This window comes from Rhodopseudomonas sp. G2_2311 (genome assembly GCF_047501505.1).
GTDB classification, from domain to species: domain Bacteria; phylum Pseudomonadota; class Alphaproteobacteria; order Rhizobiales; family Xanthobacteraceae; genus Rhodopseudomonas; species Rhodopseudomonas palustris_H.
The window spans coordinates 120,042-145,680 of sequence record NZ_JAZDRK010000001.1 but is presented as its reverse complement, the minus strand read 5'-3'; the positions used below and the strand labels follow the sequence as shown (position 1 = coordinate 145,680).

30 protein-coding genes are annotated in these 25,639 nt (G+C 64.9%); 7 read left to right on the top strand and 23 right to left on the bottom strand.

What is annotated here, in order from left to right; translation table 11 throughout:
• Positions 1-36: 36 nt before the first annotated feature.
• From recO to rpoZ, 9 genes are all read right to left on the bottom strand, one after another.
• Positions 37-789, bottom strand: a complete 753-nt coding sequence (recO, locus tag VRZ08_RS00665; RefSeq protein WP_264073486.1) for a DNA repair protein RecO — start codon at positions 787-789, stop codon at positions 37-39.
• Between the two features lie 42 nt (positions 790-831).
• Entirely contained in the window at positions 832-1,233 is a 402-nt protein-coding gene (locus tag VRZ08_RS00660; protein ID WP_107344628.1) for a hypothetical protein, read from the bottom strand.
• Positions 1,230-2,153 (bottom strand): GTPase Era, encoded by a 924-nt coding sequence (era, locus tag VRZ08_RS00655; RefSeq protein WP_413776069.1) that lies wholly within the window; start codon positions 2,151-2,153, stop codon positions 1,230-1,232. Before era ends, VRZ08_RS00660 begins: the two co-directional genes overlap by 4 nt.
• Positions 2,146-2,964 carry a ribonuclease III gene (rnc, locus tag VRZ08_RS00650; RefSeq protein ID WP_263988509.1) on the bottom strand — a complete coding sequence of 273 codons (819 nt, stop codon included), beginning with the start codon at positions 2,962-2,964 and terminating at the stop codon, positions 2,146-2,148. Before rnc ends, era begins: the two co-directional genes overlap by 8 nt.
• Complete coding sequence (gene lepB / locus VRZ08_RS00645) at positions 2,961-3,719, bottom strand: signal peptidase I (protein ID WP_414531246.1); 759 nt, start codon at positions 3,717-3,719, stop codon at positions 2,961-2,963. The genes rnc and lepB overlap by 4 nt, the downstream gene beginning before the upstream one ends.
• Before the next feature lie 241 nt (positions 3,720-3,960).
• Positions 3,961-4,401 (bottom strand): holo-ACP synthase, encoded by a 441-nt coding sequence (gene acpS / locus VRZ08_RS00640; protein WP_414531245.1) that lies wholly within the window; start codon positions 4,399-4,401, stop codon positions 3,961-3,963.
• Positions 4,398-5,162, bottom strand: a complete 765-nt coding sequence (locus VRZ08_RS00635) for a pyridoxine 5'-phosphate synthase (protein ID WP_164633685.1) — start codon at positions 5,160-5,162, stop codon at positions 4,398-4,400. Before VRZ08_RS00635 ends, acpS begins: the two co-directional genes overlap by 4 nt.
• 149 nt (positions 5,163-5,311) lie before the next feature.
• Positions 5,312-7,594: a RelA/SpoT family protein gene (locus VRZ08_RS00630; RefSeq protein WP_414531244.1), complete on the bottom strand. Its 2,283-nt coding sequence runs from the start codon at positions 7,592-7,594 to the stop codon at positions 5,312-5,314.
• 265 nt (positions 7,595-7,859) lie between these two features.
• Entirely contained in the window at positions 7,860-8,252 is a 393-nt protein-coding gene (rpoZ, locus tag VRZ08_RS00625) for a DNA-directed RNA polymerase subunit omega (protein ID WP_011158242.1), read from the bottom strand.
• 346 nt (positions 8,253-8,598) lie between these two features.
• On the opposite strand from rpoZ, the gene VRZ08_RS00620 reads away from it, so the two are divergent.
• Together VRZ08_RS00620 and VRZ08_RS00615 are read left to right on the top strand one after the other, a co-directional pair.
• Positions 8,599-9,249, top strand: coding sequence for an NYN domain-containing protein (locus tag VRZ08_RS00620; protein WP_107355834.1), 651 nt, complete (start codon positions 8,599-8,601; stop codon positions 9,247-9,249).
• A gap of 5 nt (positions 9,250-9,254) precedes the next feature.
• Positions 9,255-9,929 carry a uracil-DNA glycosylase gene (locus tag VRZ08_RS00615; RefSeq protein WP_414531243.1) on the top strand — a complete coding sequence of 225 codons (675 nt, stop codon included), beginning with the start codon at positions 9,255-9,257 and terminating at the stop codon, positions 9,927-9,929.
• 126 nt (positions 9,930-10,055) lie between these two features.
• On the opposite strand, the gene VRZ08_RS00610 is transcribed toward VRZ08_RS00615, so the two are convergent.
• From VRZ08_RS00610 to VRZ08_RS00585, 6 genes are all read right to left on the bottom strand, one after another.
• The gene (locus VRZ08_RS00610; RefSeq protein WP_414531242.1) at positions 10,056-10,634 is read right to left on the bottom strand and encodes a peroxiredoxin; all 579 of its coding nucleotides are present in this window, start codon (positions 10,632-10,634) and stop codon (positions 10,056-10,058) included.
• A gap of 22 nt (positions 10,635-10,656) precedes the next feature.
• Positions 10,657-11,130, bottom strand: coding sequence for an SsrA-binding protein SmpB (gene smpB, locus VRZ08_RS00605; RefSeq protein WP_107355732.1), 474 nt, complete (start codon positions 11,128-11,130; stop codon positions 10,657-10,659).
• A 34-nt stretch (positions 11,131-11,164) separates the two neighbouring features.
• On the bottom strand, positions 11,165-11,644 hold the full coding sequence (mscL, locus tag VRZ08_RS00600) for a large conductance mechanosensitive channel protein MscL (RefSeq protein ID WP_263988505.1): 480 nt from the start codon (positions 11,642-11,644) through the stop codon (positions 11,165-11,167).
• A 10-nt stretch (positions 11,645-11,654) separates the two neighbouring features.
• The gene (gene dapA / locus VRZ08_RS00595) at positions 11,655-12,545 is read right to left on the bottom strand and encodes a 4-hydroxy-tetrahydrodipicolinate synthase (protein ID WP_107344617.1); all 891 of its coding nucleotides are present in this window, start codon (positions 12,543-12,545) and stop codon (positions 11,655-11,657) included.
• 131 nt (positions 12,546-12,676) lie between these two features.
• Positions 12,677-13,084 (bottom strand): cupin domain-containing protein, encoded by a 408-nt coding sequence (locus VRZ08_RS00590; protein WP_414531241.1) that lies wholly within the window; start codon positions 13,082-13,084, stop codon positions 12,677-12,679.
• A 12-nt stretch (positions 13,085-13,096) separates the two neighbouring features.
• Positions 13,097-13,810 (bottom strand): ribonuclease activity regulator RraA, encoded by a 714-nt coding sequence (locus tag VRZ08_RS00585; RefSeq protein WP_107344616.1) that lies wholly within the window; start codon positions 13,808-13,810, stop codon positions 13,097-13,099.
• Between the two features lie 220 nt (positions 13,811-14,030).
• On the opposite strand from VRZ08_RS00585, the gene pxpB reads away from it, so the two are divergent.
• From pxpB to VRZ08_RS00570, 3 genes are read left to right on the top strand one after another with little or no spacing between them, the layout of a single operon-like run.
• The gene (gene pxpB / locus VRZ08_RS00580) at positions 14,031-14,759 is read left to right on the top strand and encodes a 5-oxoprolinase subunit PxpB (RefSeq protein WP_414531240.1); all 729 of its coding nucleotides are present in this window, start codon (positions 14,031-14,033) and stop codon (positions 14,757-14,759) included.
• A complete protein-coding gene (locus VRZ08_RS00575) occupies positions 14,756-15,766 on the top strand; it encodes a biotin-dependent carboxyltransferase family protein (RefSeq protein WP_414531239.1) in 1,011 nt (336 codons plus the stop codon). Before pxpB ends, VRZ08_RS00575 begins: the two co-directional genes overlap by 4 nt.
• A 27-nt stretch (positions 15,767-15,793) precedes the next feature.
• Positions 15,794-16,558: a LamB/YcsF family protein gene (locus tag VRZ08_RS00570; RefSeq protein ID WP_107344613.1), complete on the top strand. Its 765-nt coding sequence runs from the start codon at positions 15,794-15,796 to the stop codon at positions 16,556-16,558.
• Positions 16,559-16,565: 7 nt separating this feature from the next.
• Here the strand turns inward: VRZ08_RS00570 and VRZ08_RS00565 are convergent, their stop codons facing one another.
• From VRZ08_RS00565 to VRZ08_RS00550, 4 genes are read right to left on the bottom strand one after another with little or no spacing between them, the layout of a single operon-like run.
• Complete coding sequence (locus VRZ08_RS00565; RefSeq protein ID WP_414531238.1) at positions 16,566-17,372, bottom strand: alpha/beta hydrolase; 807 nt, start codon at positions 17,370-17,372, stop codon at positions 16,566-16,568.
• 46 nt (positions 17,373-17,418) lie between these two features.
• On the bottom strand, positions 17,419-18,237 hold the full coding sequence (locus VRZ08_RS00560; protein ID WP_107355726.1) for an ABC transporter ATP-binding protein: 819 nt from the start codon (positions 18,235-18,237) through the stop codon (positions 17,419-17,421).
• Positions 18,230-19,117, bottom strand: coding sequence for an ABC transporter permease (locus VRZ08_RS00555; protein ID WP_414531237.1), 888 nt, complete (start codon positions 19,115-19,117; stop codon positions 18,230-18,232). Before VRZ08_RS00555 ends, VRZ08_RS00560 begins: the two co-directional genes overlap by 8 nt.
• Before the next feature lie 7 nt (positions 19,118-19,124).
• Entirely contained in the window at positions 19,125-20,081 is a 957-nt protein-coding gene (locus VRZ08_RS00550; protein WP_414531236.1) for an ABC transporter substrate-binding protein, read from the bottom strand.
• Positions 20,082-20,182: 101 nt separating this feature from the next.
• Between VRZ08_RS00550 and VRZ08_RS00545 the strand changes: the two genes are divergently transcribed.
• The gene (locus VRZ08_RS00545; RefSeq protein WP_164572470.1) at positions 20,183-21,097 is read left to right on the top strand and encodes a LysR substrate-binding domain-containing protein; all 915 of its coding nucleotides are present in this window, start codon (positions 20,183-20,185) and stop codon (positions 21,095-21,097) included.
• A 15-nt stretch (positions 21,098-21,112) separates the two neighbouring features.
• Here VRZ08_RS00545 and VRZ08_RS00540 read toward each other — a convergent pair whose 3' ends face one another.
• Positions 21,113-21,265, bottom strand: a complete 153-nt coding sequence (locus tag VRZ08_RS00540; RefSeq protein WP_159059355.1) for a hypothetical protein — start codon at positions 21,263-21,265, stop codon at positions 21,113-21,115.
• Between the two features lie 229 nt (positions 21,266-21,494).
• Between VRZ08_RS00540 and rimO the strand changes: the two genes are divergently transcribed.
• Positions 21,495-22,820, top strand: a complete 1,326-nt coding sequence (rimO, locus tag VRZ08_RS00535) for a 30S ribosomal protein S12 methylthiotransferase RimO (RefSeq protein ID WP_414531235.1) — start codon at positions 21,495-21,497, stop codon at positions 22,818-22,820.
• 175 nt (positions 22,821-22,995) lie between these two features.
• On the opposite strand, the gene VRZ08_RS00530 is transcribed toward rimO, so the two are convergent.
• The 3 genes from VRZ08_RS00530 to pcsA form a co-directional block, all read right to left on the bottom strand.
• Complete coding sequence (locus VRZ08_RS00530) at positions 22,996-23,970, bottom strand: quinone oxidoreductase family protein (RefSeq protein WP_107344606.1); 975 nt, start codon at positions 23,968-23,970, stop codon at positions 22,996-22,998.
• An 86-nt stretch (positions 23,971-24,056) separates the two neighbouring features.
• Entirely contained in the window at positions 24,057-24,779 is a 723-nt protein-coding gene (locus tag VRZ08_RS00525) for a TerC family protein (RefSeq protein WP_164572467.1), read from the bottom strand.
• The gene (gene pcsA, locus VRZ08_RS00520; protein WP_414531234.1) at positions 24,776-25,510 is read right to left on the bottom strand and encodes a phosphatidylcholine synthase; all 735 of its coding nucleotides are present in this window, start codon (positions 25,508-25,510) and stop codon (positions 24,776-24,778) included. Before pcsA ends, VRZ08_RS00525 begins: the two co-directional genes overlap by 4 nt.
• Between the last annotated feature and the right edge of the window lie 129 nt (positions 25,511-25,639).

Below are 25,639 nucleotides of genomic sequence, written 5' to 3'. Positions count from 1 at the left end.
AGCGATCGCGGCATCTCGCGGATGTGACGCGGCCGGTTACGACTCCGCCGGCCGCTGCAGCGCGCGGGTGATCGCATTGATGAACCCCGCGCGGGCGTCCGAATGGCTCTGCCCGCGCGGCTCGAGCACATTGCGCAGCAGGAAGCGTCCGGTCAGCTCGAAGCCATCGAACAGATCCTGCCCGGACCAACCGCTCTCGCTCGCCGTCTCGTCGTCACGCAGGAAGGCCGGCAGCCGCAGCAGGCGGTCGCGCCACGGTTCGCCGGCGCTGCGCGAGACGGCACTACCCGACTTCGGCGAAACATAGATCAGTTCCGTGGTGCTGCCGGTGGCGGCGCAGACGGACAGATCGAGCCCGAAGCCGAGTTCGGCCAGGATCGCCAGTTCGAACCGGATCAAATGCGCTGCGGCGACCCCGAGGTCGTCGAAATCATCGAGCGTGAACAACAGCCGCTGATAGATGTCCTCGTGCGGATCGCGCTCCGGCAACAGCCGGGCCAGCGCCGCCAGATGGGTGACGCCGTACACCGCATAGGATGATGCCAGCAGCGTCGCGGCGCGCATCTTGGTGGCTTCCAACTGATAGTAGCCGAGATGCTCGTCGAGCCTTGCCCGCCACGACGCCAGCACGCTGTTGCCGGGCTGGAGCAACGGCCGCATCCGCGCCGACGCCCCGCCGCGCACCATGCCGAGATGCCGGCCATGCTCGCGGGTCAGAAGCTCGACGATCGCGGCGGATTCGCCATGGCGCCGCACCCCGAGAATGATGCCCTCGTCGCTCCATTCCATCGGATGAGCCTATCGGATTTCGAGCAGTCGCGCCCGCGGGCCTTACGCGGTGAACCAGCCGCGGGCGTCGCCGGTGTAGGACAGATACAGTCCCGCCGCGGTCAGGATGCAGGACGCAATATCGATCCACAGTCCTGCTTCGATGCCGCTGTCGCCGACGATCTGGGCCAGCGACACCACCGAGAACACCAGCGAGGCGGTCAGCACCGCCCTCGCCCAGTTCTTGCGGGCGTGCGCGGCGAGCCACACCAGATAGCTCAGCAGCACGATCAGTCCGGCCGCCATGGTGTTGGCGGCGGCCACCACACCGGCCGACATGCTCGGCTCGATCACGGTGCGATCCTGAAACGCCACCGAGATGCAGTCGAGCATCAGCGAGGTGAGCAGCAGCACTTCGAACCAGTAGACATTGCGCGGCAGGCTGGTGGTGGTGCTGGTGGTCATTCCTTGGGGAACTCCAGGCCCATTTCGCGGTAACGATCCGGATCGTTACCCCAATCCTCGCGCACCTTGACGAACAGGAACAGGTGCACCGGCTGCTCGAGGATCTCGCCGATCTCCTTGCGGGCCTCGGCACCGATCGCCTTGATGGTCGCGCCGCCCTTGCCGAGCACGATTTTGCGCTGGCTCTCGCGCTCGACGAAGATGGTCTGCTCGATCTTCACCGAGCCATCCTTGCGCTCGGTCCAGGTGTCGGTCTCGACCGTCGACTGATACGGCAGTTCCTGATGCAGTTGCCGGAAGATCTTCTCGCGGGTGATCTCGGCAGCGAGATGGCGCAGCGGCGCATCCGACATCTGGTCTTCGGGATAGTGGAACGGACCCGGCGGCACCTGCGCAGCCAAGGCCTTGCGCAGATCGTCGACGCCATCGCCGGTCAGCGCCGAGACCATGAAGGTCTGATCGAACGCCAGCCGCTGATTGGCGGCCTGCGCCAGCGCCAGCAGCTTTTCGCGCGCAATCAGATCGATCTTGTTGAGCACCAGCAGCTTCGGCCGATCGACATTGGCGAGGTTGGCCAGGATATCTTCGGCCTGCTCGTTGATGCCGGCACGGGCATCGAGCAGCACGCAGACGATGTCGGCATCGTGCGCACCGCTCCATGCGGTCTTGACCATCGCACGGTCGAGCCGCCGCTTCGGCGCGAAGATGCCGGGGGTGTCGACCAGGATGATCTGCGAGGCATCTTCGATCACGATGCCGCGGATCAGCGCGCGCGTGGTCTGCACCTTGCGCGACACGATCGTCACCTTGGAGCCGACCAGCGCGTTGACGAGTGTGGATTTGCCGACGTTCGGCGCACCGATCAGCGCAACGAAACCGCAGCGGGTCGCGGCGGTCGCCGCGTCTTCATGTTCAGCCATCATTGCCGCCTGTGCCGACGCCTTCACGCGCCAGCATCGCCGACGCCGCGACCTTCTCGGCCGCGCGCTTGCTGCCACCGAGACCCTCCGCCGGCTCCAGGCCGGGAAGCACGACGGCGACACGGAATTGGGGATCGTGATGCGGACCGGTGCGTTCGACTTCGCGATACACCGGCGTCGGCAGGCCGCGGGCCTGTGCCCACTCCTGCAACACGGTCTTGGGATCGCGCAGCGACCGCGCCGGCTTGCGCATCCGCTCGGTCCAGTTGCGCCGGACGAAATCGGACACTGTGTCGTAGCCGCCGTCGAGATAGATCGCGCCGATCACCGCTTCGCAGATGTCGCCGAGCACCGACTTGCGCAGCTTGGCGCCGGCGCCGGCCCCAACCGTGCCGAGCTTGATGCCTTCGACCAGGTCGAGACTGCGGGCCACGTCGGCGCAAGTTTCCTTGCGGACCAGATCGGCGAGCCGCTTCGACAACTCGCCTTCGTCGGCGTCCGGAAACGCCCGGTACAGCATATCGGAGACGATCAGGCCGAGCACGTGATCGCCGAGAAATTCGAGCCGCTGATAGCTGTCGGTGCGGCGCGCGGATTTCAGCGCGGAGACGTGGGTGAGCGCGGTGGTCAGCAGCGCCGGATCGGCGAAGCTGTGGCCGAGCCGCTGCTCGATCGCGGCAGCGGTCGCCTTCGACTTCGCCTTGCTGGCGCGCCGCTTCTTTGCAGCCGAAGGCTCCGCCGCCGGAACATCCTGCGGTTGCGGTTCACTCGCCGTCGAGGGTTGCTCGACGTTGGTCACATCATCGCTCATCGCACGATGGAGAAGATACGGCTCCAGCGCACCGCGGTCGGCCAGCGCCAGATCTGCCAGGCGTGCTCGCCCTCGGCGATCGAGAAGAAGATCATCTGGGCGCGGCCGATGATGTTCTCGTATGGCACATAGCCCACCGCGGACAGCACGCGGCTGTCGGTGGAGTTGTCGCGGTTGTCGCCCATCATGAAGAAGTGGCCGGGCGGCACGGTGTAGACGTTGGTGTTGTCGTAGAAGCCGTTGTCGACGCAATCCAGCGTCTCATAGGACACGCCGTTCGGCAGCGTTTCCTTCCAGCGCTTGACGCGTGCGGTGGCTTCCGAGCCGCACGGATCTTCGCCGACGTAGTCCGACAGCCGCTCGCGCTCGACCGGCTTGTCGTTGATGTACAGCAGGCCTTCGCGCATCTGGATGCGATCGCCCGGCAGACCGATCACGCGCTTGATGTAGTCGGTAGAGTCGTCCTTCGGCAGGCGGAACACCACCACGTCACCGCGGTTCGGATCGGAGCCGAAGATCCGGCCGGAGAACAGCGGCGGCGACAGCGGGATCGAGTAGTGGCTGTAGCCGTAGGTGTATTTCGAGACGAACAGATAGTCGCCGACCAGCAGCGTCGCCTTCATCGATCCCGACGGAATGTTGAAAGGCTGGAACAGGAAGGTACGGATGATCAGCGCGATGATGAGGGCGTGAATGACGACGCGGATGGTTTCGCCGACGCCGCTCTCAGATTTGGTTCCGGATGTCACGCTCATCGCTTTCCCGATTCCCGTCGCGGGGAGCCGCGCGGTGGACGACTGAACTGATGCGGAACGGGTCCAGGTGATGGGCGAGACGTAGGCCGCAGCGACGGACACCGCCACGACCGGCGCTCGTTCGCCGAGGACTCGACCCCGCTGGGGATTCCGCGCGGTTTTAGACTGTTGTCGCGACCGGTGCAATCAAGCGTCGCGGCATCGCGGGCTAATGCTATGACGAATCAACCGCTTTTCCGTCTCACGAGGACGTGGCGCCGGTCGCCTCGGCGGCCGCCGGGACCGCCGAGATCACCACGAAAGCCTGCGCGAGCGGCCATTCGTCGGTGATCGACAGGTCGATCCGTGCCGTCATGCCGGGAGGCGTCAGCGCGTCGAGGCGGGCCCTGGCACCGCCGGTCAGCATCATGGTCGGCCGGCCGCCGGGCAGATTGACCACCCCCATGTCGCGCCACCACACCCCTTGCCGGATACCGGTGCCGAGCGCCTTGGAGCAGGCCTCCTTGGCGGCGAACCGCTTGGCGTAGGTGGCGGCGACCAGTTCCGCCTTCTTGGCACGCCGCTCGGCCTTTGCCCGCTCCGCCTCGGTGAACACCCGATCCAGGAACCGCTCGCCGTGACGTTCGATCACCTTGGAGATGCGGGTAATGTCGATCAGATCCGAGCCGATGCCGATGATCATGCGGCGATCGCCTTGGCGCGGCCGCGGTCCATTGCGGCCCGCATCGCCCGCACGGTCTCGCCGAGGCCGACGAACAGCGCCTCTCCGATCATGTAGAAGCCGATATTCAGTTCGACGATCTGCGGCAGCTCAGAGATCGTCTCGGCGGTGGCATAGTCGAGACCATGACCGGCGTGGACTTCGAGCCCAGCCGACCGCGCCAGCGCGGCGCCGGCAAAGATCCGCTGCCATTCTGTATTGGCCTTGGCCGCATCGCCGTCGGTAATCGCATCGCACCAGGCACCAGTGTGGATTTCGATCGCCGGGGCCTTCAGCTTCGCCGCCATCTCGATCTGCGCCGGATCGGCGGCGATGAACAGCGAGGTGCGGATGCCGGCATCGTTGAATCGCGCGATCGCCGGCCCGAGCGAGGCTTGCTGACCGACCACGTCGAGGCCGCCCTCGGTGGTCAGTTCCTCGCGCCGCTCCGGAACCAGGCACACCGCGTGCGGCTTCACGCCGAGCGCGATCCTGATCATGTCGTCGGTTGCCGCCATTTCGAAATTCAGCGGCTTGGAAATCTCCGCCTTCAGCCGCTGCATGTCGGCGTCGCGGATGTGGCGGCGATCCTCACGCAAATGCGCGGTGATTCCGTCGGCCCCCGCCTCGATCGCCGCGAACGCAGCCCGCAACGGATCGGGATGGCGACCGCCGCGCGCGTTCCGCAGCGTGGCGATGTGATCGATGTTGACACCGAGACGAAGCGGAGGAGTTTTGGACATTATCGAGAACCGAAAGACTTGGAGTGGAGATCACTCGTCATTGCGAGGGGCGAAGCGACGAAGCAATCCGGTTCAGTGCACGCTGTCCTGGATTGCTTCGCTTCGCTCGCACTGACGAACATACTAACTGCCTCGTGCGACCTCGAGCCTCAGCCGTTCACCCGCTCGACGTGAGCGACGACGTCCTTGGCGCGCAACTGGGCGATGATCGCGCTGAGGTGCTTGAGGTCATAGACCTCGAGATCGATGGTGAGCTCGGTGAAGTCGGGCGAACGCCGGCTCATGTTGATGTTGTCGATGTTGCCGTCGTGCTCGGCGATGACGCCGGCGATCTGCGCCAGGCTGCCGGGCTCGTTGACGTTCTGCACGAACAACCGCGCCGGGAAGCGCTGCGGCGTGGTCTCGTCGATGTCCCACTTCACGTCGAGCCAGCGCTCCGGCTCTTCCTCGAATTCCTTCAAGTCCGGCGACTGGATCGGATAGATGGTGATCCCCTCGCCCGGCGTGACGATGCCGACGATGCGGTCGCCCGGCACCGCGCCGCCGTTCGGCGCGAACTTCACCGGCAGTCCGGAATGCAGACCGCCGATCGGAATCACCGAGGAAACCTTGCCGGTCTCGGGGGCCTTGCCGATCACCTTGTCCGGCACATCCTTCTTGCCGCCGAACCGCGCGATGCGCTCTTCCTTGTAGTCCGGGTACATCGCCCGGGCGACATCGGACGCCTTCATCTCGCCGCGGCCCACCGATGCCATCACTTCCTCGACCGAGGCCCGCGCAAGCCGCGGCAGCGCGCCCTTCAGCTTGTCGTCGGCATATTCGATCTTGGCGCGGGCAAACAAACGCTCGACGATGCGGCGGCCGAGGCCGGCATACTGATCGCGCATCGCGACGCGGGTCGCACGGCGGATCGCCGCCCGCGCTTTGCCGGTGACGGCGAGTGATTCCCAGGCCGCCGGCGGTGCCGATTGCACCGGTGAGGTCAGCACTTCGACCTCGTCGCCGTTCTGCAGCTCCGACGACAGCGGCGCGAACTTGCCGTTGATCTTGCACCCGACCGCGCTGTTGCCGACGTCGGTGTGCACCGCATAGGCGAAGTCGACCACATTGGCCTTGCGCGGCAGCGCGATCAGCTTGCCCTTGGGCGTGAAGCAGAACACCTGGTCGTGGAACAGTTCGAGCTTGGTGTGCTCGAGGAATTCTTCGGGGTTCGAGCTCTCCGACAGCATCTCGATGGTGTGACGGAGCCAGGCGAACGCGTTGGATTCGCGGTTGAGCAGCTCGGTCGGCGAGCCGACGCCGTCCTTGTAGAACGCATGCGCGGCGATGCCGTATTCCGCGATCTGATTCATCTCGCGGGTCCGGAACTGCAGCTCGACGCGCTGCTGGCCAGGGCCGATCACCGTGGTGTGCAGCGAACGATAGTCGTTCTGCTTCGGTGTCGAGATGTAATCCTTGAACCGCCCCGGCACCATCGGCCAAGTCGTATGCACGACGCCGAGCGCGCGATAGCAGGCCTCGACGTTGTCGAGGACGACGCGGAATCCGTAGATATCGGAGAGCTGCTCGAACCCGACCGACTTGCGCTCCATCTTGGTCCAGATCGAGAACGGCCGCTTCCGCCGCCCGGTGACCTCGGCGGTGATGCCGTGGCGGGCGAGATTGGCAGAGAGCTGACTTTCAATCTCGCCGATCAGATTGCGGTTGCGTTCGGCCAGCGCGTCGAGCCGCTGCATCACGACCGTAAAGGCTTCCGGATCGAGGCTGCGGAACGACAGGTCCTCGAGCTCCTCGCGCATCTCCTGCATGCCCATGCGGCCTGCGAGCGGCGCGTAGATGTCGAGCGTCTCCTCGGCAATGCGCTGACGGGCGGCGGGCGGCACGAACTCCAGCGTGCGCATGTTGTGCAGGCGGTCGGCGAGCTTGATCAGCAGGACGCGGACGTCGTCGGCGATCGCCAGCAGCAGCTTGCGCAGGTTTTCGGCCTGCTTGGCCTCGCGCGACACCAGCTCGAGCCGCTTCAGCTTGGTCAGGCCTTCGACCAGGGCGCCGATCTCCGGACCGAACATGGTGTCGATCTCGGTCCTGGTCGCCTCGGTGTCTTCGATGGTATCGTGCAACAGCGCGGCGACGATGGTGGCGTCGTCGAGCTTGAGGTTGGTCAGGATCGCGGCGACTTCGAGCGGGTGCGAGAAATACGGGTCGCCGGAGGCGCGGGTCTGCTCCCCATGCGCCATCATCGCGTAAACGTATGCCCGGTTGAGCAGGTCCTCGTCGGTATTCGGATTGTAAGACCGGACCCGCTCGACCAGATCGTATTGCCGCATCATGCGGGCACGGGATCGGGGCTTGGCGGCAGCAGACGGCTCGGCGACGGCGGCTGCGCCGCCGGCCTGCTCCATCTGCTTCGAACTCTGGCGTCCTGACGCCATTCCACAACCTTTATTGCATTGCAGCGACGGCGGAACTCCGCCTTCGGAGCTTTAATTACGCCCGCTAGACCTCTGATCTTGTGCCATGAAAGGAACCAGAACGGCCAGAAAAAACCGCGATTTCGGCGGAGTTTAGGTCAGGGCAGCAATGCGCCGGACACTGTTCCGTGTGCACCCGAATCTCTTCAAAAACGAAAAACGGCCCGGAAGCGATCCGAGCCGTTTTTGCAGAGCATCACGGAAATGTGCAAAGCCGCCGTAGGGCTTATTCGTCTTCCTCGGGCTGCTCTTCCGGGGGCGCCAGGCCCTCCAGACCCTTGAGCAGCTCTTCCTCGGTCATCCGCTCCATCGCCACTTCGGTGTCGTCGGCGTCGACGCTGGCGCCGGCCGAACCGATCAGCGGTACGGTGTCGGGTTCCGGCTCATCGACCTCGACGAACTTCTGCAGCGAGTGCACCAGCTCTTCCTTGAGGTCTTCCGGCGAGATCGTCTGATCGGCAATTTCGCGAAGCGAAACAACGGGGTTCTTGTCGTTGTCGCGATCAATCGTGAGCGGGGAGCCGGACGAGATCATGCGGGCGCGATGAGCGGCCAACAGGACGAGGTCGAACCGGTTGTCGACCTTGTCAATGCAGTCTTCCACGGTGACGCGCGCCATGGCCAGTCGCTCCGTTCAATAGGACCAAAATCGGGGTTAGACCGCTACCTATAGCGCGAAGGCGGCTTTCGCAAGCAGCAATTTGTCATTTGGCCGATCAGCCCCACTCTGATAATGCACCCGACATTCCGAGACGGCCAGCCACTGGCCAACTCGGACGAACACGAGTCCGACAACAAAAGGCTTCTTTTCAGAAAGAAAAGTATAGAATACCGGCTGATGCTTCGTGCGGTTGAAGTTTGTGCCGGTTGCCCAGCGCGACGGCTATTCGTGCAAAAATTGACTTGAGCTGCGCAGCTATTTCCGTTGCGCCAAGAAGCTGACAACAGACACATGAGAGATCTTGATGTCCACTTCCTCCAGTAACAAAATTGCGCTGTTCATCGACGGTGCCAACCTTTACGCAACCGCAAAGACTCTCGGCTTCGACATCGACTACAAGCGGTTGCTGAAGGAATTTCAAAGCCGCGGCAATTTGGTCCGCGCCTTCTACTACACCGCGATCATCGAAGATCAGGAATACTCGTCGATCCGCCCGCTGATCGACTGGCTGGACTATAACGGCTACACCGTCGTCACCAAGGCGACCAAGGAATTCATCGACGCCTCCGGCCGCCGCAAGGTCAAGGGCAACATGGACATCGAACTTGCTGTCGATGCCATGGAGCTGGCCGAACACATCGATCAGATGGTGCTGTTCTCGGGCGACGGCGACTTCCGCTCGCTGGTCGAAGCCGTGCAGCGCCGTGGCGTCCGCGTCACCGTGATTTCGACGATTTCCAGCCAGCCGCCGATGATCGCCGACGAACTCCGCCGCCAGGCCGACATCTTTACCGATCTGGTCGAGCTGCAATCGAAGATCGGCCGCGATCCCGCCGACCGCCCGCCGCCGCGGGAACCGCGCGAGCCTCGCGAACCGCGTCACCACGCGCCGCAGTTCCTGCAGCGATCCACTGCCTTGGCGTCGCGCGCCGGCGCTGACGACTTCGAAGACTAAGGTCCATGCCGACGTTGACGCGGGGCTCCGGGCCCCGCGTCCCGACCTCCCTCACCGACCCTGACCGCGACTGCCCGTTCTGCCTGCGTCTCGCTGAATTCCGCAGCGAAGCCCGCGCACGCGAACCGGGCTGGTTCAACGCGCCCGTCCCGTCCTTCGGCGGCGCCGACGCCTCGCTTCTGATTGTCGGCCTTGCGCCGGGCCTGCAAGGCGCCAACCGCACCGGCCGGCCGTTCACCGGCGACTATGCCGGCGACCTGCTCTACGCCACGCTGATCGACTACGGCTTCGCCAAGGGCCACTATCAGGCCAGACCCGACGACGGGCTGCAATTGATCGACTGCCGGATCAGCAACGCGGTGCGTTGCGTGCCGCCGCAGAACAAGCCGTTGCCGATCGAAATCAACACCTGCCGCCGCTTTCTGATCGCCACGATCGAGGCGATGCCGAAGCTGCGGGCGATCGTCCTGCTCGGGCGGATCGCCCATGATTCAACGCTGAAGGCGCTCGGCCTCCGCGCCGCCCAGGCCCCGTTCGGCCACGGCGCCGTGCACGACGCCGGCCGGCTGCGCCTTTACGACAGCTACCACTGCTCGCGCTACAACACGAACACCGGCGTACTGACGCCTCAGATGTTCCGCGACGTGTTCGCGCGGGTGCGGGCTGATCTCGACGCGTAGTTGATCAGAAAGAATCGTCATTGCGAGGAGCGAAGGGACGAAGCAATCCAGAGGCCACACGCTCTGAGGCCTCTGGATTGCTTCGCTTCGCTCGCAATGACGGGGATGGGCATCCGCGACTGCTAACTAGCGCCGATTGGCCTTGAGCCATTCCAGCACGTCGCTGGCATTCCGATCCGGCGGGAAGACCGGATAGAACACGTGGCTAATGCGGCCGTCGTCGATGATCAGCGCCATGCGCTTGAGCAGCGTCATGCCGGCGACCTGCATCGTCGGCAGGTTCAATGCATGGGTCAGTTCAAGGCTCTCGTCGGACAGCACCGCAAACGGCAGATGCAGCCGGGTCGCCATCTCGATTTGATAAGCGGTCGATTGCGTCGACAGTCCGAACACCGCGTCGGCGCCCGCGGCTTTGAGCTCGGCGAACAGATCGCGGAACGAACAGGTCTGCGGCGTGCAGCCACGCGCACCGGGGATCATGTCCCAGTCGTCGACCAGGCTGATCTGACCCGGCACGCCCGTCCGCGGATAGATGAACAGCACGGTCCGCCCCGGCAGCGACGACAGCGTCACCGAGCCACCATCAGTCGCCGGCAGAACGACAGACGGGATCACGGCGCCCGCTAAATGCGCGGCGGCGCCGTCATCGTCCGGTGCAGGGATTGCGTTCCAATCGATCTTGAGAAGATCTGGCTGCTTGGTCATGGCCGCCTCCCTCCGAACCCGCTCAGCCGCGCGACCGCAGCAGACGACCTTTCTCGCGGCTCCAATCGCGCTTCTTCTCGGTCTCGCGCTTGTCGTGCAGCTTCTTGCCCTTGGCGAGGGCGAGCTGCAGTTTGGCACGGCCGCGTTCGTTGAAATACAGCTTGAGCGGAATCAGCGTCATGCCTTCGCGCTCGACCGCGCCGATCAGCTTGTTGATCTGCTTGCGATGCAGCAGCAGCTTGCGCGGCCGCTTCGGCTCGTGATTGAAGCGGTTGGCCTGCAGATATTCCGGGATATTGGCGTTGATCAGCCAGATCTCGCTGCCGCGGGCGTCCGCATAGGACTCCGCGATCGTGGTCTTGCCGTTGCGGATCGACTTCACCTCGGTGCCGGTCAGCGCAATGCCGGCCTCGACGGTGTCGTCGATCGCGTAGTTGAACCGCGCCTTGCGATTCTCCGCGACCACCTTGATCGGGCGTTCGTTCTTCTCGGCCATTGTGGGCGATTCCTGTCGGCGCGGTCGTCGTCACCTATGGCGACGGACCGGCGCCCTTCTTCAACAAATCCCTGATCTCGGTCAGCAGTTCTTCCTGCCGGGTCGGGGTCGGCGGCGGCGACTTGGCCTCTTCCGCCTGTTGCTTCAACTTGTTCAGCGACCGGATCACTGCAAACAGCACCGCCGCGACGATCAGGAAGTTCAGCGTCACCGTGAGGAAATTGCCCCAGGCGAGCACCGCACCCTGCTTCTTCGCGTCGGCGAGCGTGCCCGCCGTCACCGACTTCGACAGCGGCGTAAAGTAGTTGGAGAAATCCAACCCGCCGGTGATCGCTCCGATGATCGGCATGATCACGTCGCCGACCAGCGAGGTCACGATCGCGCCGAACGCTGCACCGATGATGACGCCGACCGCGAGGTCGACGACATTGCCCTTCATCGCGAAATCGCGAAATTCCTTGAGAAGCCTCGAGCCCTTCTGCTCGAAGTGACGGACGGAATCGGTGCTGTTCATGCGCTCCCTGTCAGTTGATGACTCCTGCGTGCACCATCGCCGCACGGATCGTCTTGCCGGTCGGTTCGGTCACCGGCATCAGCGGCAGCCGGACCTCTTCCTGGATACGGCCGAGCAGCGTCAGGCCATGCTTGGCACCGGCGACGCCCGGCTCCTTGAACACCGCGTCATGCAGCGGCACCAGACGGTCCTGGATCTTCAGCGCGCCGGGATAATCGCCCGCGAACACCGCGCCCATCAGATCAGAACACAGCTTCGGCGCGACGTTCGACACCACCGAGATGCAGCCATGGCCGCCGGCCGCCATATAGGCCAGCGCGGTCATATCCTCGCCCGAGAGCTGGATGAAATCGGGACCCATCGCGTGGCGCTGCTGCGACACGCGGCCGAGATTGGCGGTCGCATCCTTGACGCCGACGATGTTGTCGAGCTCGTAAAGCCGGCTCATGGTGTCGACCGACATGTCGACGACCGACCGCGGCGGAATGTTGTAGATGATGATCGGAATCCCGATCGCATCGTTCACCGCCTTGAAGTGCTGATACATGCCTTCCTGGGTCGGCTTGTTGTAGTACGGCGTCACCACCAGCACCGCATCGGCGCCGGCCTTCTCGGCGTGGCGCGCCAGCTCGACGGCTTCGCGAGTCGAGTTGGAGCCAGCGCCGGCGATCACCGGCACGCGGCCCTTGGCCTCCGCGATGCACCACTCCACCACCTTGTGGTGCTCCTCGTGGCTCAGCGTCGGGCTCTCGCCAGTGGTTCCGACCGGCACCAGGCCGTGGGTACCCTGCTCGATCTGCCAGTTCACCAGGCTGCGAAACGCCTGTTCGTCGAGCGCGCCATTTTTGAACGGCGTGACCAAGGCGGTAAACGACCCCCGAAATTTCGTCTTGGCTGCCATTCTATTCTCCTCAACGCCCGCCACCTTGCAACGAAGCGCCCTTCATACCGAGTCCCCACCCGACGGGAAAGGGTCCCATCGGCGGAGAAACCGGCGGTTTTGAGGATTCTGATCGGCGGTGGCCGCGGATCTCAGGCGGACGGCGCGACGGCGTAATCGTCGTCGGAGACATGCTCCATCCAGGTGGCGAAACTGCCGTCCAGCGCCTCTTGCATCGCAATATGGGTCATGCCGTTGGTCGGCGAGGCGCCGTGCCAGTGTTTCTCGCCCGGCGGAATCCACACCACATCGCCGGCGCGGATCTCCCGCACCGGGCCGCCTTCGGTCTGAATCCGGCCGACACCGGTCACGACATACAACGTCTGGCCGAGCGGATGGGTGTGCCACGCGGTGCGCGCGCCCGGTTCGAACACCACGCGCGTGGCGGCGAGGCCGGGGGGCGGCGGGGGGGCGACGATCGGGTCCTGCCACACCGTGCCGGTGAAATAGTCCTTGGGCGCCCGCTGGGTCGGGCGTGAGCCCGCCGCGAAGATGTCCATCGACCAGTCTCCTTAGGTTTTGTCGGCCTTCTCCTTGAACGCGGCGTAGCGCGCCTTAGTTTCGGCATTCATCGGATACAGCCCGGGCAGCACCGCGCCCTTGTTGACCTCTTCGACGATCCAGCCTTCCATCCGCTCCTGCTCCGGGCCCTCGGCGAGCACGTGGTCGAGCAGCGCCTGCGGGATCAGCACCGCACCGTCCTGGTCGGCGACGATGACGTCCTTCGGGAACACCGCGACGCCGCCGCAACCGATCGGCTGATCCCAGCCGACGAAGGTCAGGCCGGCCACCGACGGCGGCGCAGCCGCGCCGTCGCACCACACCGGCAGACCGGTGCCCAGCACGCCCTCGAGGTCGCGCACCACGCCGTCGGTGATCAGCGCCTTGATGCCGCGCTTGACCATGCGGGCGCAGAGAATGTCGCCGAAGATGCCGGCGTCCTTGATGCCCATGGCGTCGACCACGGCGATGCAGCCTTCCGGCATCGCCTCGATCGCCGCGCGGGTCGAGATCGGCGAGGCCCAGGACTCGGGCGTCGCAAGATCCTCGCGCGCCGGCACGAAGCGCAGCGTGAACGCCTCACCGACCAGCCGCGTCGCACCCGGACGCAGCGGCCGCGCACCGCGCATCCAGACGTTGCGGAGCCCCTTCTTCAGCAGCACCGTGGTGATGGTCGCGGTCGAAACGCGCGACAGGATATCGATGGCTTCCGGGGTCAGTGACATGAAGAGAGAGCTCCAGTGATTGTCGGCGCATCTTGCGGGCCGCGCCTGCCGCGTCAAGACGCAACCCCGCGCTCAGCAGCTCTCTCCAGCGCATGGCGATCATCGCAATTTATCACATCCAAAGTCGCCGACTTATCGACCTCGCATGAGTTGCGAAGTGCTTTTCAGCCGCTCGGAAAAGGCGCTATCGCTGCCGGTAGCTTTGTGAGATCGTTGCAGCATGACCACCCCACCTCCCAGGATGCTGCCGAGCGGTGACACCGCGATCACCGTCGAGTTCGGCCGCGATATCAGTGATGAAGCTAATCGTCGCGTGTTGGCGCTCGATCGCAAGCTGAAGCAAGCTCCGATCTCCGGCATCGTCGAAACCGTGCCGACCTATCGGTCGCTTCTGGTGCATTACGATCCGGAGACGATCGGCTTCGGCGCGCTATCCGATCAACTCGTAACGCTCGCGCAGACGCCCGACGAAAGCGAAACCGTCGCCAAGCGGCGCTGGCGGATTCCGGTGTGTTACGGCGGCGAGCACGGTATCGATCTGGAGGATGCGGCGCAGGCTTTGAACATCACACCGGATGCGCTGGTCGCGCGCCACGCCGCCGGCGATTATCGCGTCGCCATGATCGGCTTCACACCGGGCTGGTCGTATCTTTCCGGCCTCGATCCGGCCCTGGCGATGCCCCGGCGGCAAGCGCCGCGACTGCACACTCCGGCCGGCACGATTTCGGTCGGCGGCATCCAGACCGGCATCCAATGTCTGGCCGGACCGAGCGGATGGCACCTGCTCGGCCGCACGCCGGTGCGGACTTATCAGTTGCATCGCGAGCCGATCTTTCTGCTCGAACCTGGCGACGCCATCAGCTTCGCGCAGATCGACGCCAAGGAGTTCGCCGAGCGCGACGATGCAGCGTCCCATGGTGAAGTCGTCGCGGAATTGCTGAGCGCATGACGAAGCTTGTGATCGATAGCGTCGGCCCGGCCACCTCCGTGCAGGATGCCGGGCGCCACGGCGCGCAGCGTTACGGTCTGCCGCCGAGCGGTGCGATGGACCGGCTGTCGCTTGCCGCCGCCAATGTGCTGGTCGGCAACAGCGCGTTCGCGGCGGCGATCGAACTCGGCCCGCTCGGCGCGAAACTGAGCGTCCGCGACGGCGCGGTGCGGCTGGCGCTGACAGGCGCCGAGCGGCCAGCCGCGCTGGACGGCAAGCCGCTGGCGTTCAACGAGTCGTTCACGCTCACCGAAGGCCAGATCCTCACCGTCGGCGTCGCGCGTGGCGGCGTCTTCAGCTATCTGGCAATTGAAGGCGGCGTCGGCGGCGAGCCGATGTTTGGCAGTCTCGCGGTCAACGCCCGCGCCGGTCTCGGCAGCCCCTACCCGCGACCGCTGCAGGCCGGCGACACCATCGAGGTCAAGTCCGCGGCACCGGCGCTCGAACGCCGCCTCGACCTGCCCGAGCAACAGGACACGCCGATCCGCGTCGTCCTCGGTCCGCAGAACGATGAGTTTGGCGACGCGGTCGAGACGTTCCTGGCTGGCGAATGGACGATCTCGGCGACCAGCGACCGCATGGGCTATCGGCTCGACGGTCCGCAGATCTCGCATCTCCACGGCCACAACATCGTCTCGGACGGCACCGTCGACGGCAGCATCCAGGTGCCCGGCTCGGGCCAGCCGATCGTGCTGATGCCCGATCGCGGCACCAGCGGCGGCTATCCGAAGATCGCCACGGTGATCTCCGCCGATCTCGGGCGGCTGGCGCAGCGTCAGCCCGGCCGACCGTTCCGCTTTCAGGCGGTGGGCGTCGACGAAGCTCAGGAGGCTTATCGCGCGATCGCCAAGCTGATCCGCTCGCTGCCTGACCGGCTGCGCGACGCGCAGCACGCTACCATCGACCTCGACGCGCTGCTCTCCGCCAACGTCGCCGGTGCGGCGATCGACGCGCTGGCGGCGGAGTAATCGAATCTGACGACGGGACCAATCGGGATGAAGATCGATCTAAACTGCGACCTCGGCGAAGGCTTTGGCGTCTGGCAGATGGGTGACGATGCGGCGATGATGCAGATCGCCACCAGCGTCAACATCGCCTGCGGCTTCCACGCCGGCGATCCGGACATCATGCATGCGACCGTCAAGCTCGCGAAGCAGAACGGCGTCGCCATCGGCGCGCATCCGGGCTTCCGCGACCTGCACGGTTTCGGCCGCCGGCCGGTGCCGGGGATCACAGCCGCGGAGATCGAAAACCTTGTCGCCTATCAGATCGGCGCGCTGCAGGCGGTCGCGGCTCTCGCCGGCCACAAGGTCACCCACGTCAAGGCACACGGCGCGCTGTCCAACGTCGCCTGCGAAGACGACATGACCGCCCGCGCGATTGCCTCGGCGATCAAGGCGGTCGATCCATCGCTCGTGTTCGTCGTGCTGGCGAACTCGAAACTGATGGTTGCCGGCGAGGCAGCCGGCCTGCCGCTGGCGCACGAAGTGTTTGCCGATCGGGCCTATGAGGACGACGGCAATCTGGTGTCGCGCAAGAAGCCGGGCGCGGTGCTGCATGACCCCGATGAGATTGCCGAACGCGTGCTGCGGATGGCGCAGGACGGCGCCGTCGTCTCCGTCACGGGCAAGGTGATCAAGATGCGCACCGACACGGTGTGCATCCATGGCGATACCAAAGGCGCGGTCGAGATCGCGCGCGGCGTCCGCCGCAAGCTGGAAGCCAGCGGCATCACTGTCGCGCCCTTTGCCGGCACCTGACGCGTAGCTACGCCCCGATCAGGGCCAGCAGCTCGACGGTGAGCGCGCCGTCCGCGCTCCATTCATTCAGAATGGAGAAGTGGTGATGCCGCGGCAGGATGCTCAGAGTGATGGGCAATCCTGCCCGCGCAGCGACGTTGGAGTAGTCCAGCGACTGACGCTGCAGTTCGGGCAACTCGTCGCCGCCGACCACCAGCGACTGTGGCGCCGTGCCAAGGCGGGTGCGCCGGATCGGGCTCAATATCTCGATCTCCTGCCGGTCGAGGCGTAGCGCTTCGTCGAGATAGCACAGCGCAATCGGCTCGAGATCGAAGATGCCGCTGATGCACACCACGCCTCGAACCGCGGCATGCGCGCTCGCGACTGATGCCAGATGCCCGCCCGCGGACCAGCCGCTGACCACCAGCTTGCGCCGGTCGAAGCCGAAGCGCTCGGTGTCGGCGGCGAGCACATCGAGCGCCAGATCGACCTCGGCGACGATATCCGACAGCCGCGCCGTCGGTGCCAGCGTGTAACCGACCACGGCGACATCGATGCCGCGCGCGTTCGGCCCATCGGCGACGAAGGAGAACATCTCCTTCGAATTGCGCTGCCAATAGCCGCCGTGCAGAAACACCAGCAGCGGCGCGCCGGTTTCGCCGGAGGCAAAATAGTCGAGCGAAGTCCGTTCGCGCTCCGCATATGGGATATCGAGCCGTGCTCCGGGACCGGCGCGGCGGACAGCACTGCGCTGGCGCCAGCGTTCCAGCCATTGCGGGCTGTCGACCACTGCTGCGCTGTTATTGTAGGCGGCATCGAGAGCCGCTCGATCCATCCCGCGATAGACCGATCGCGACGCGTGGGGGGCTGCAACGTCCACGTCAGGAATCCGCCGTCGCTGCAACCTTGCGGCCTGCGCCGACATGGCTGGTCAGTTGCTGCGTGATGCTGCGCCGAAGCCGATTGAACTCGACCGACGCCACGTCGCGCGGCCGAGGCAACTCGATCTCGACGTCTTGGTCGATCCGGCCCGGCGACGAGCTCATCACCACAACCCGATCGGCGAGCAGAACCGCCTCCTCGACCGAATGGGTGACGAAGATCACGGTCAGCTTGGTGCTACGCCAGATCTCGATCAGCTCTTCCTGCAGAGCGGCGCGGGTCAGGGCGTCGAGCGCACCGAACGGCTCGTCCATCAACAGAATGTCGGCGTCGTTGGCGAGTACGCGGGCGATCGCCACGCGCTGCTTCATGCCGCCGGAGAGCTGATGCGGATAGCGGTCTGCGAATGCCGTCAGCCCGACCATCGCCATGAACCGATCGGTCAGTTTGTCGACTTCCTGCGCCGCGACGCGGCGATGGCTGGGGCCGAAGCCGATGTTCTGCCGGACCGTCAGCCACGGAAACAGCGCGTAGTCCTGAAACACCATGCCGCGGTCGGGGCCAGGTCCCCTCACCTCGCAGCCGTACACGCCGACTGAGCCCTGCGTCGCCTGCTCGAAGCCGGCGATGATCCGTAGCAACGTCGACTTGCCGCAGCCGGAGGCGCCAAGCAGGCAGATGAACTCGCCCTTGCGCACTGTCAGGTCAACGCTGCGCAGCGCTTCGACAGGGCCGTTCGAGGCCTGATAGATCTTATTGAGCCCGCTGACCTCCAGGATCACCGGCGGCGCGTCGCGATGGGTGGTTTGATCAAGCATGATGCTGCGGGCTCCAGCGCAGGAAGTAATTGCTGAGGGACACCAGGATGCGGTCCGACAGGAATCCGGTGATGCCGATGATGATCATCCCGGTGATGACCAGGTCGGTGCGCGACAGTGTGCGGCCATCCATGATCACGGCCCCGAGACCTTCCGGCACGCCGGTCATCTCGCCGACCACGATCAGGATCCAGGCGAACGACGCGCCGAGCCGGAGGCCGTTGAAGATGCTCGGCAGCGCCGCCGGCAGCACCACGGATCTGAACAGTTGCGGACCGCTGCAGCCGAGCATCCCGGCCGCCTCGAACAGCCGGACATCGACTGATTTCACGCCGAACACGGTGTTGAGCAGGATCGGATAGAACGCCCCGAGGAACACCAGGAACACCGCCGACTTCGGCCCCAGGCCGAAGAAAATCATCGACAGCGGCAGCCAGGCGGTGACCGGGATCGGCCGCAGCAGGGCGAGCGTCGGATCGAGCAGCGCACGCAGCAGCGGAATCCGGCCGATCATCAGCCCGAGCGGAATCCCGAGCAGCGCCGCCAGGAAGAAGCCGCCGTACACGCGCTGCACTGACTTCCAAAAATGGATCGGCAGGCTGCCGCTATAGGCGTCGTCGTAGATTCCGCCGAAGGCGAAATCCCACATCATGGTCGCGACGCCGGATGGCGGCGGAACCAGCCGCGTCCCGGTCCAACGCACCATCAAGTCCCATACCAGCAGCAGACCGACCGGCACGATCAGCGCAAGGGCGGCGGTGCGAAGCCTGGCTGTGAGTTTGGCGAACTGTCTGGTGCTGCTGCCGCGTGCATTGGCGGCAGCCTTGGTGATCGCGGGGCCACTCATGGCGGATGGGGAGACCGTACTTTCCAAGCTCATCTGTCGCTCACGACGCCGAGATGGCCTTGATGAAGCTTGGATCGATGAACGTCTTGTAGTCGGGGAGCTGCCGGATCTGCTTCTTGTCGAGCATCTGGGCGCCGTAATACTGCGCCTGCTTCAGAAACTGATCGTCGATGTTCCAGGTCAGCTCGACGTTCGGCGCCGCCTGCTCGATCGATGCCTTCTGCTGGCCGAGCTTCTGCATCGCCATCTCGACGAAGGCATCGCGGTTGCTCATCGCAAATTCGCTGGCCTTGCGATGCACCTTCAGCAGCGAGCGGATCAGTTCGGGGTCTTTCTCAATCAGCTCGCGCCGGGTGCTCAGCACCATGTTCAGCGAACCGGTCGGCGTTGAATACGGATACTCGACGATCTTGCCGACGCCGCTGGCGAGGCTGATACCTGCCGCCGGCTCGGCGCCCACATAGGCGTCGATGTCGCCGCGCGCCAACGCCGGGGCCATGTCGCTGAACGAAACGCGGACCGCCTGAATGTCCTTGATCGACATGCCCTCGGCAGCCAGCCGGTCGAGAATGACGACCTCCTGGGTCGAGCCCGGCCAGATCGCGACCTTCTTGCCCTTCAGGTCCTTGATGCTGGCGATGCCGGAGTCCTTGCCGGCCACCACCGCCATGCCACGATTGCAAGCCGCGCCGACCACCACCACGGGTTCGCCATTCGCGCCGCCGAGGGTTGCCGCGGCGAGACCAAAGATGCCGAAATCGACCGAGCCGGTGACCACGGCGTTCTTGCCATCGGTCGGGCTCTCGAACGGCACCACCACCACCTTGACGCCCGCCGGCACAAATTTCTCGTAGAAGTACGGCGTGATGCCGTGGATCAGCTTCAAGGTCCCGACCTTGATGACGCGATCCTCCGCAAGCGCTGTCAGGCTGGTGGCGGCAAGCGCTGTCGCGGTCACCGCAAGGCGGATGAAGTGGCGTCTGGTGCTGTTGTGCATGGCTTCCTCGCTGCTGATCCCGGCAAGCCACTGTAGGTGCGACGCAACAACATCAGAAATTTATTGTTTATATCGGTTTTATAAGCTGGCTTAATAGAACCATGCTCGCCCCACTCGACCTCCGCCTGCTGCAGACCTTCATCGTGCTGGTTCAGACCGGCAGCTTTTCCGAAACGTCCCGCCGATTGGGCCGGACCCAGCCGGCCGTCAGCCTGCAGCTCAACCGGCTGGAGGAAGCAACCGGGGCACCGCTGTTCACTAAGGTCGGCCGCAAGCTGGTGCTGACTAACCATGGTGAGCTCGTACTCGGCTATGCACGCACCATCATGGGCCTGCAGGACGAACTACGTGCCCGCCTCGCCGCACCGAAACTCGACGGCGTGGTCGTGCTGGGGATGCCCGATCTCTACGCCGCGTATCTGCTGCCGGGCATTCTGGCGGACTTCCGCAGCGCCTACCCCAATGTCGATGTCGAGCTGAAATGCGCGCTGTCGAGCAAGCTGATGGCGTCGGTCGAGCGCGCGGAGATTGATCTGGCGATCGTCACGGGGATGCCCGCGTTCAAGGTCGGCGAGTTGGTGGCACAGGAAGAACTGGTGTGGGTGGCGTCTGAGCGAAGCTCAGTACACCTCGAAAACCCAGTGCCGCTGGCGATGCTGCCGCCCGGCAACATCTTCCGCGATTTCGGGCTCGCGGCACTCGAAAGCATCGGCCGGATCTGGCGCCTGAGCTGCATTAGCGAGAGCATCAGCGGCATCCAGGCGGCGGTGTTCTCAGGGATTGCGGTCAGCGTCGTTGGCAAGAGCTCGGTGCTGCCGGGGATGCGCATGCTCGGCCGCGGTGATACGTTTCCGGCCCTGCCGAAAGTCGATTTGGTGCTCTACCGCTCGGCGCGGAGCTCCAATCCTGCGGCACAGGCGCTCGCCAGCGTGATCGTCCGGCATTTTGCAAATTCAGCGCTCGCTCCAGCGGCGCGGTTCGTGCGAACCCAGGCGGGCAGCGGCTCGCATGAGTAGTAAGCCCTCAAGCGATCACGGCAGCCGCAGATGCGGGGCGGCGATCACGATCGCGCCGATCAGGCCAAATGCTGCCCCGAGCATCAGGACGTGAATATCGATCGCGAACGCCGACCACGACCGAAGCCGCTGGGCTGTCGCGGACTGCAAATGAGGCTGTTGTCGCACCGGTCCGTCTCCTGGTTCCGCAGAGCAAGAAAGGCCTGGCCGTCGTCCTCCGCAAGACGGCCGCCGAAATAACAACGGGCCCGCTGCAGGGGTCCCGGAACTGGAAAAATCCGTCTCTCCCGAAACCTCGCCAAAGAGCATTCTTCTCGCCCAACGGAGTTCCGGCCCGCCTTGCCAGCGCCGCCGATCCGGTTTAGCTCCTCTCCACCCCAATCCAGGCAGTTCGACCATGCAGCAGGCCACCGCGCCCAAGATCAGTTTTGTTTCGCTGGGATGCCCCAAGGCCCTGGTCGATTCCGAGCGCATCATCACGCGGTTGCGCGCAGAGGGCTATGAGCTGGCGCGCAAGCACGACGGCGCTGACCTCGTGATCGTCAACACTTGCGGCTTTCTCGACAGCGCCAAGCAGGAATCGCTGGCGGCGATCGGCGAAGCGATGGCGGCCAACGGCAAGGTGATCGTCACCGGCTGCATGGGCGCAGAGCCGGAGCAGATCGAAGCCGCCTACCCCGGCGTGCTGTCGATCACCGGACCGCAGCAATATGAAAGCGTGCTCGAGGCGGTGCATCGGGCCCGGCCGGCGCTTCACAACCCGCATCTCGATCTGGTGCCGCCGCAGGGCGTGCGGCTGACGCCGCGGCACTACGCGTATTTGAAGATCTCCGAGGGCTGCAACAATCGCTGCAGCTTCTGCATCATCCCGAAGCTGCGCGGCGATCTCGCATCGCGCCCGGCCGGCGACGTGCTGCGCGAAGCCGAGAAGCTTGTGGCTGCCGGCGTCAAGGAGCTGCTGGTGATCTCGCAGGACACCTCGGCCTACGGCGTCGATGTGAAGTACGCAGAGAGCCCCTGGAAGGATCGCAGCGTCCGCGCCAAATTCCTCGATCTGGCCAGCGAGCTCGGCGAGCTCGGCGCCTGGGTGCGGCTGCACTACGTCTATCCGTATCCGCATGTCGACGAGGTGATCGGCTTGATGGCGGACGGCAAGGTGCTGCCCTATCTCGACATCCCGTTCCAGCACGCCTGCCCCGACGTGCTGAAGCTGATGAAGCGCCCGGCCGCGCAGGACAAGACCCTGGACCGGATCAAGCGCTGGCGCGAACAGTGCCCCGATCTGGCGCTACGCTCGACCTTCATCGTGGGCTTCCCTGGGGAGACTGAGCGCGACTTCGAATTCCTGCTCGAATGGCTGGACGAAGCCGAAATCGATCGTCTCGGCGCATTCAAATACGAGCCGGTCGCCGGCGCACCGTCGAACGCCCTGCCCGATCAGATCTCGGATGAGGTCAAGCAGGAGCGCTGGAACAGGCTGATGGCGCGGCAGCAGGCGATCTCTGCCCGCCGGCTGAAGCGCAAGGTCGGCACCCGTCAGCAGGTGATCATCGACGAGATCGGCCCGACCGTCGCCAAAGGCCGCTCCAAGGCCGACGCGCCGGATATCGATGGCGCGGTCTATCTGTCGAGCCGCCGCCCCTTGCGCGTCGGCGAAATTGTCACCGCCAAGATCGACCGCGCTGACGCGTACGACCTGCACGGCACCGTGGCGGGGTTCTAAGCAGCAACAGCTGCTCCACACACCGTCGCGACTACACACACCGAGGTCATCGCCCGGCTCGACCGGGCGACCCAGTATTCCAGAGAGCTGATTGCTCTACACCAGCGCTCTGCAATACTGGGCCCTCCGCTTTCGCGGAGGGTGACGGATAGTTGTGGGGTGACGTTGTGCGACCTTACGGCTTCAGAATCGAAGCACCGGTCGTCACACGCCCTTCCAGATCGACATGCGCCTTGGCGGCGTCTTTGAGCGCGTAGGCGTGGTTGATCGGGACATGCAGCTTGCCTTCGATCACGGCCGAGAACAGCGTGTCGGCGCCCTCGATCAGCTCCTTCCGCGTGCCGATATAGTCGTTCAGCTTCGGACGGGTCGCGAACAAAGAGCCGTGGTTGTTGAGCTCGGTGAGCGGGAATGGCGGCACCGGGCCTGAGGCGTTGCCGAACGACACGAACAGCCCGCGCGGCTTGATGCACTTGAGCGAGCCGGGGAATGTCGCCTTGCCGACGCCGTCATAGACCACGTCGCACAGCTCATTGCGGCTGATCTGCTTGACCCGCGCCACCCAGTCTTCTTCGTTGTAGAGGATGACGTGATCGCAGCCATTGGCCAGCGCCAGATCGGCCTTGGCCTTGGAGCCGACGGTGCCGATGACATGTGCGCCGAGCGCGCGCGCCCATTGGCACGCGAGCAGACCGATGCCGCCGGCGGCAGCGTGGATCAACACCCGGTGGCCGGGCTCGACCTTGAAGGTCTTGTGCAGCAGGTACCACACCGTCAGGCCCTTGAGCATCAGCACGGCGCCCTGCTCGTAGGTGATGTGGTCGGGCAGCTTCACCAGCTTGGCGGCTTCGATGTTGCGCTCGGTGGCATAGCCCCCGAGATTCGCGTAGTACGCGACGCGGTCGCCGGGATGGAAATTGGTGACATGCGGGCCGACCGAGACGACCTCACCGGCCGCCTCGTTGCCGATCACGAACGGCAGCGATGGCGCTTTGTAGAGTCCGGTGCGGAAATACACATCGATGAAGTTGAGGCCGACCGCGTGCTGGCGGATGCGGACCTCGCCCTCGCCCGGCGGCGGCAGCTCGACGTCCTCGTAGACCAGAACCTCCGGTCCACCCACCTGATGCACCCGCACCGCCTTCGCCATTATCGTCCCCTCAGGTCTATTGTCAGCGTCACGGAATGCCATCGCCCCGGCCTTGTCAACCGGCGGCGATGCGGCGGCGCACGGCGTCAACGCGGCTTGGCGCGGTTACGCTTGGCAAGCACGTTGAAGAACTCCACCGCGGCCGAAAACAGGATGGCGAAGTAGATGTAGCCGCGCGGGATGTGGAACGCGAAACCATCGGCCACCAGCGCCACGCCGATCAGCACCAGGAATGCCAGCGCCAGCATCTTGGTGGTCGGGTGCTCGGAGACGAATCGCGCCACCGGGCCGGACGAGACGTACATCACCGCCATCGCGATCAGCACCGCCGCGACCATGATCTCGATGTCCTGGGCCATGCCGATCGCGGTGATGATCGAGTCGATCGAGAACACCAGATCGACCACCACGATCTGCACGATCACCCAGAAGAACGCCCGATCGGCGGTCGAGGCTTGGGCCTCGCCGTCCTTGGCCTCGACCTCGGCATGAATCTCGTGGGTCGCCTTGGCGATCAGAAACAGGCCGCCGAGGATCAGGATGATGTCGCGCCAGGAGAACGCCCTGTCGGCGATGCTGAACACCGGCGCCGTCAGCCCGATCAGCCACACCAGCACGCTGAGCAGCATGAGCCGAAACAGCAGCGCCAGGCCGAGGCCGATCTGGCGCGCGCGGGTCGCCCGTGGCTCGGGGATACGGGACACCAGCACGGACAGGAAGATGACGTTGTCGATGCCGAGGACAATTTCGAGCGCCGTCAGGGTGAGCAGCGCGGCCCAGGCTTCGGGACTGGACAACAATTCGATCATCGGGGGGCTCGTCGGAATAAGCGGATGACACTATCGGCAAGGCAGACATAGAGGGCGACCGCGCACAGCACGATGGTAACCGGCAGCGGGACTTCGAAGTCGCGGACAATTGCATAGGCAGCGAGCACCGCCCACAGCGCGATCAGCGCCAGCGTCAAGGCGCGCAACCGCGCAACACGCACCGGATGCACGACGCGAAACGGCACGAAGGTGAGCACGATCAAGGCTGCTATTCCCAGGCTGCCGACGATCGCCGGCGGGTGCAGCAAGAACAGATAGAACGCTGCTGCGTTCCACAGCGCCGGAAAGCCGCGGAAGTGATTATCGTCGGTCTTCATCCGTCGGTCCGCGAAGTACATCGCCGAACTGATCACGATGCCGATGCCGAGCAGCGGCGCTGCGATCGGCAATAGCAGACCACTCGCGGTGATCGCATAGGCCGGCACGAACACGTAGGTGACGAAATCGACCACCAGATCGAGCACATCGCCCGACCATTGCGGCTGCAACCTTGCGACGTCCAGGCGCCGCGCCAGCGGGCCGTCGATCGCGTCGATCAGCAACGCCAACCCGAGCCAAGCGAACATCCCGGCCCAATGCTGGCGGACAGCTTCCAGCATCGCGAGCAATGCGATCGCCGCCCCCGCGGCCGTAAACAGGTGCACGCCGAGCGCGGCGGCGCGGCGTGTGCCCGATCCGGGCGGCAATGGCGATGGGTCCAGCTGGGTCATCGGGCCTCGTGCATATCAGGTTGAGTACCGGTCTGCACAATCAGTTGCGGCGTTCGGTCGCGCAAACGGCCGGAAACGTTAATGTTTCGCGGCGGACTTGAAATCGTCGCTGACGAGAGCAATTGTCCG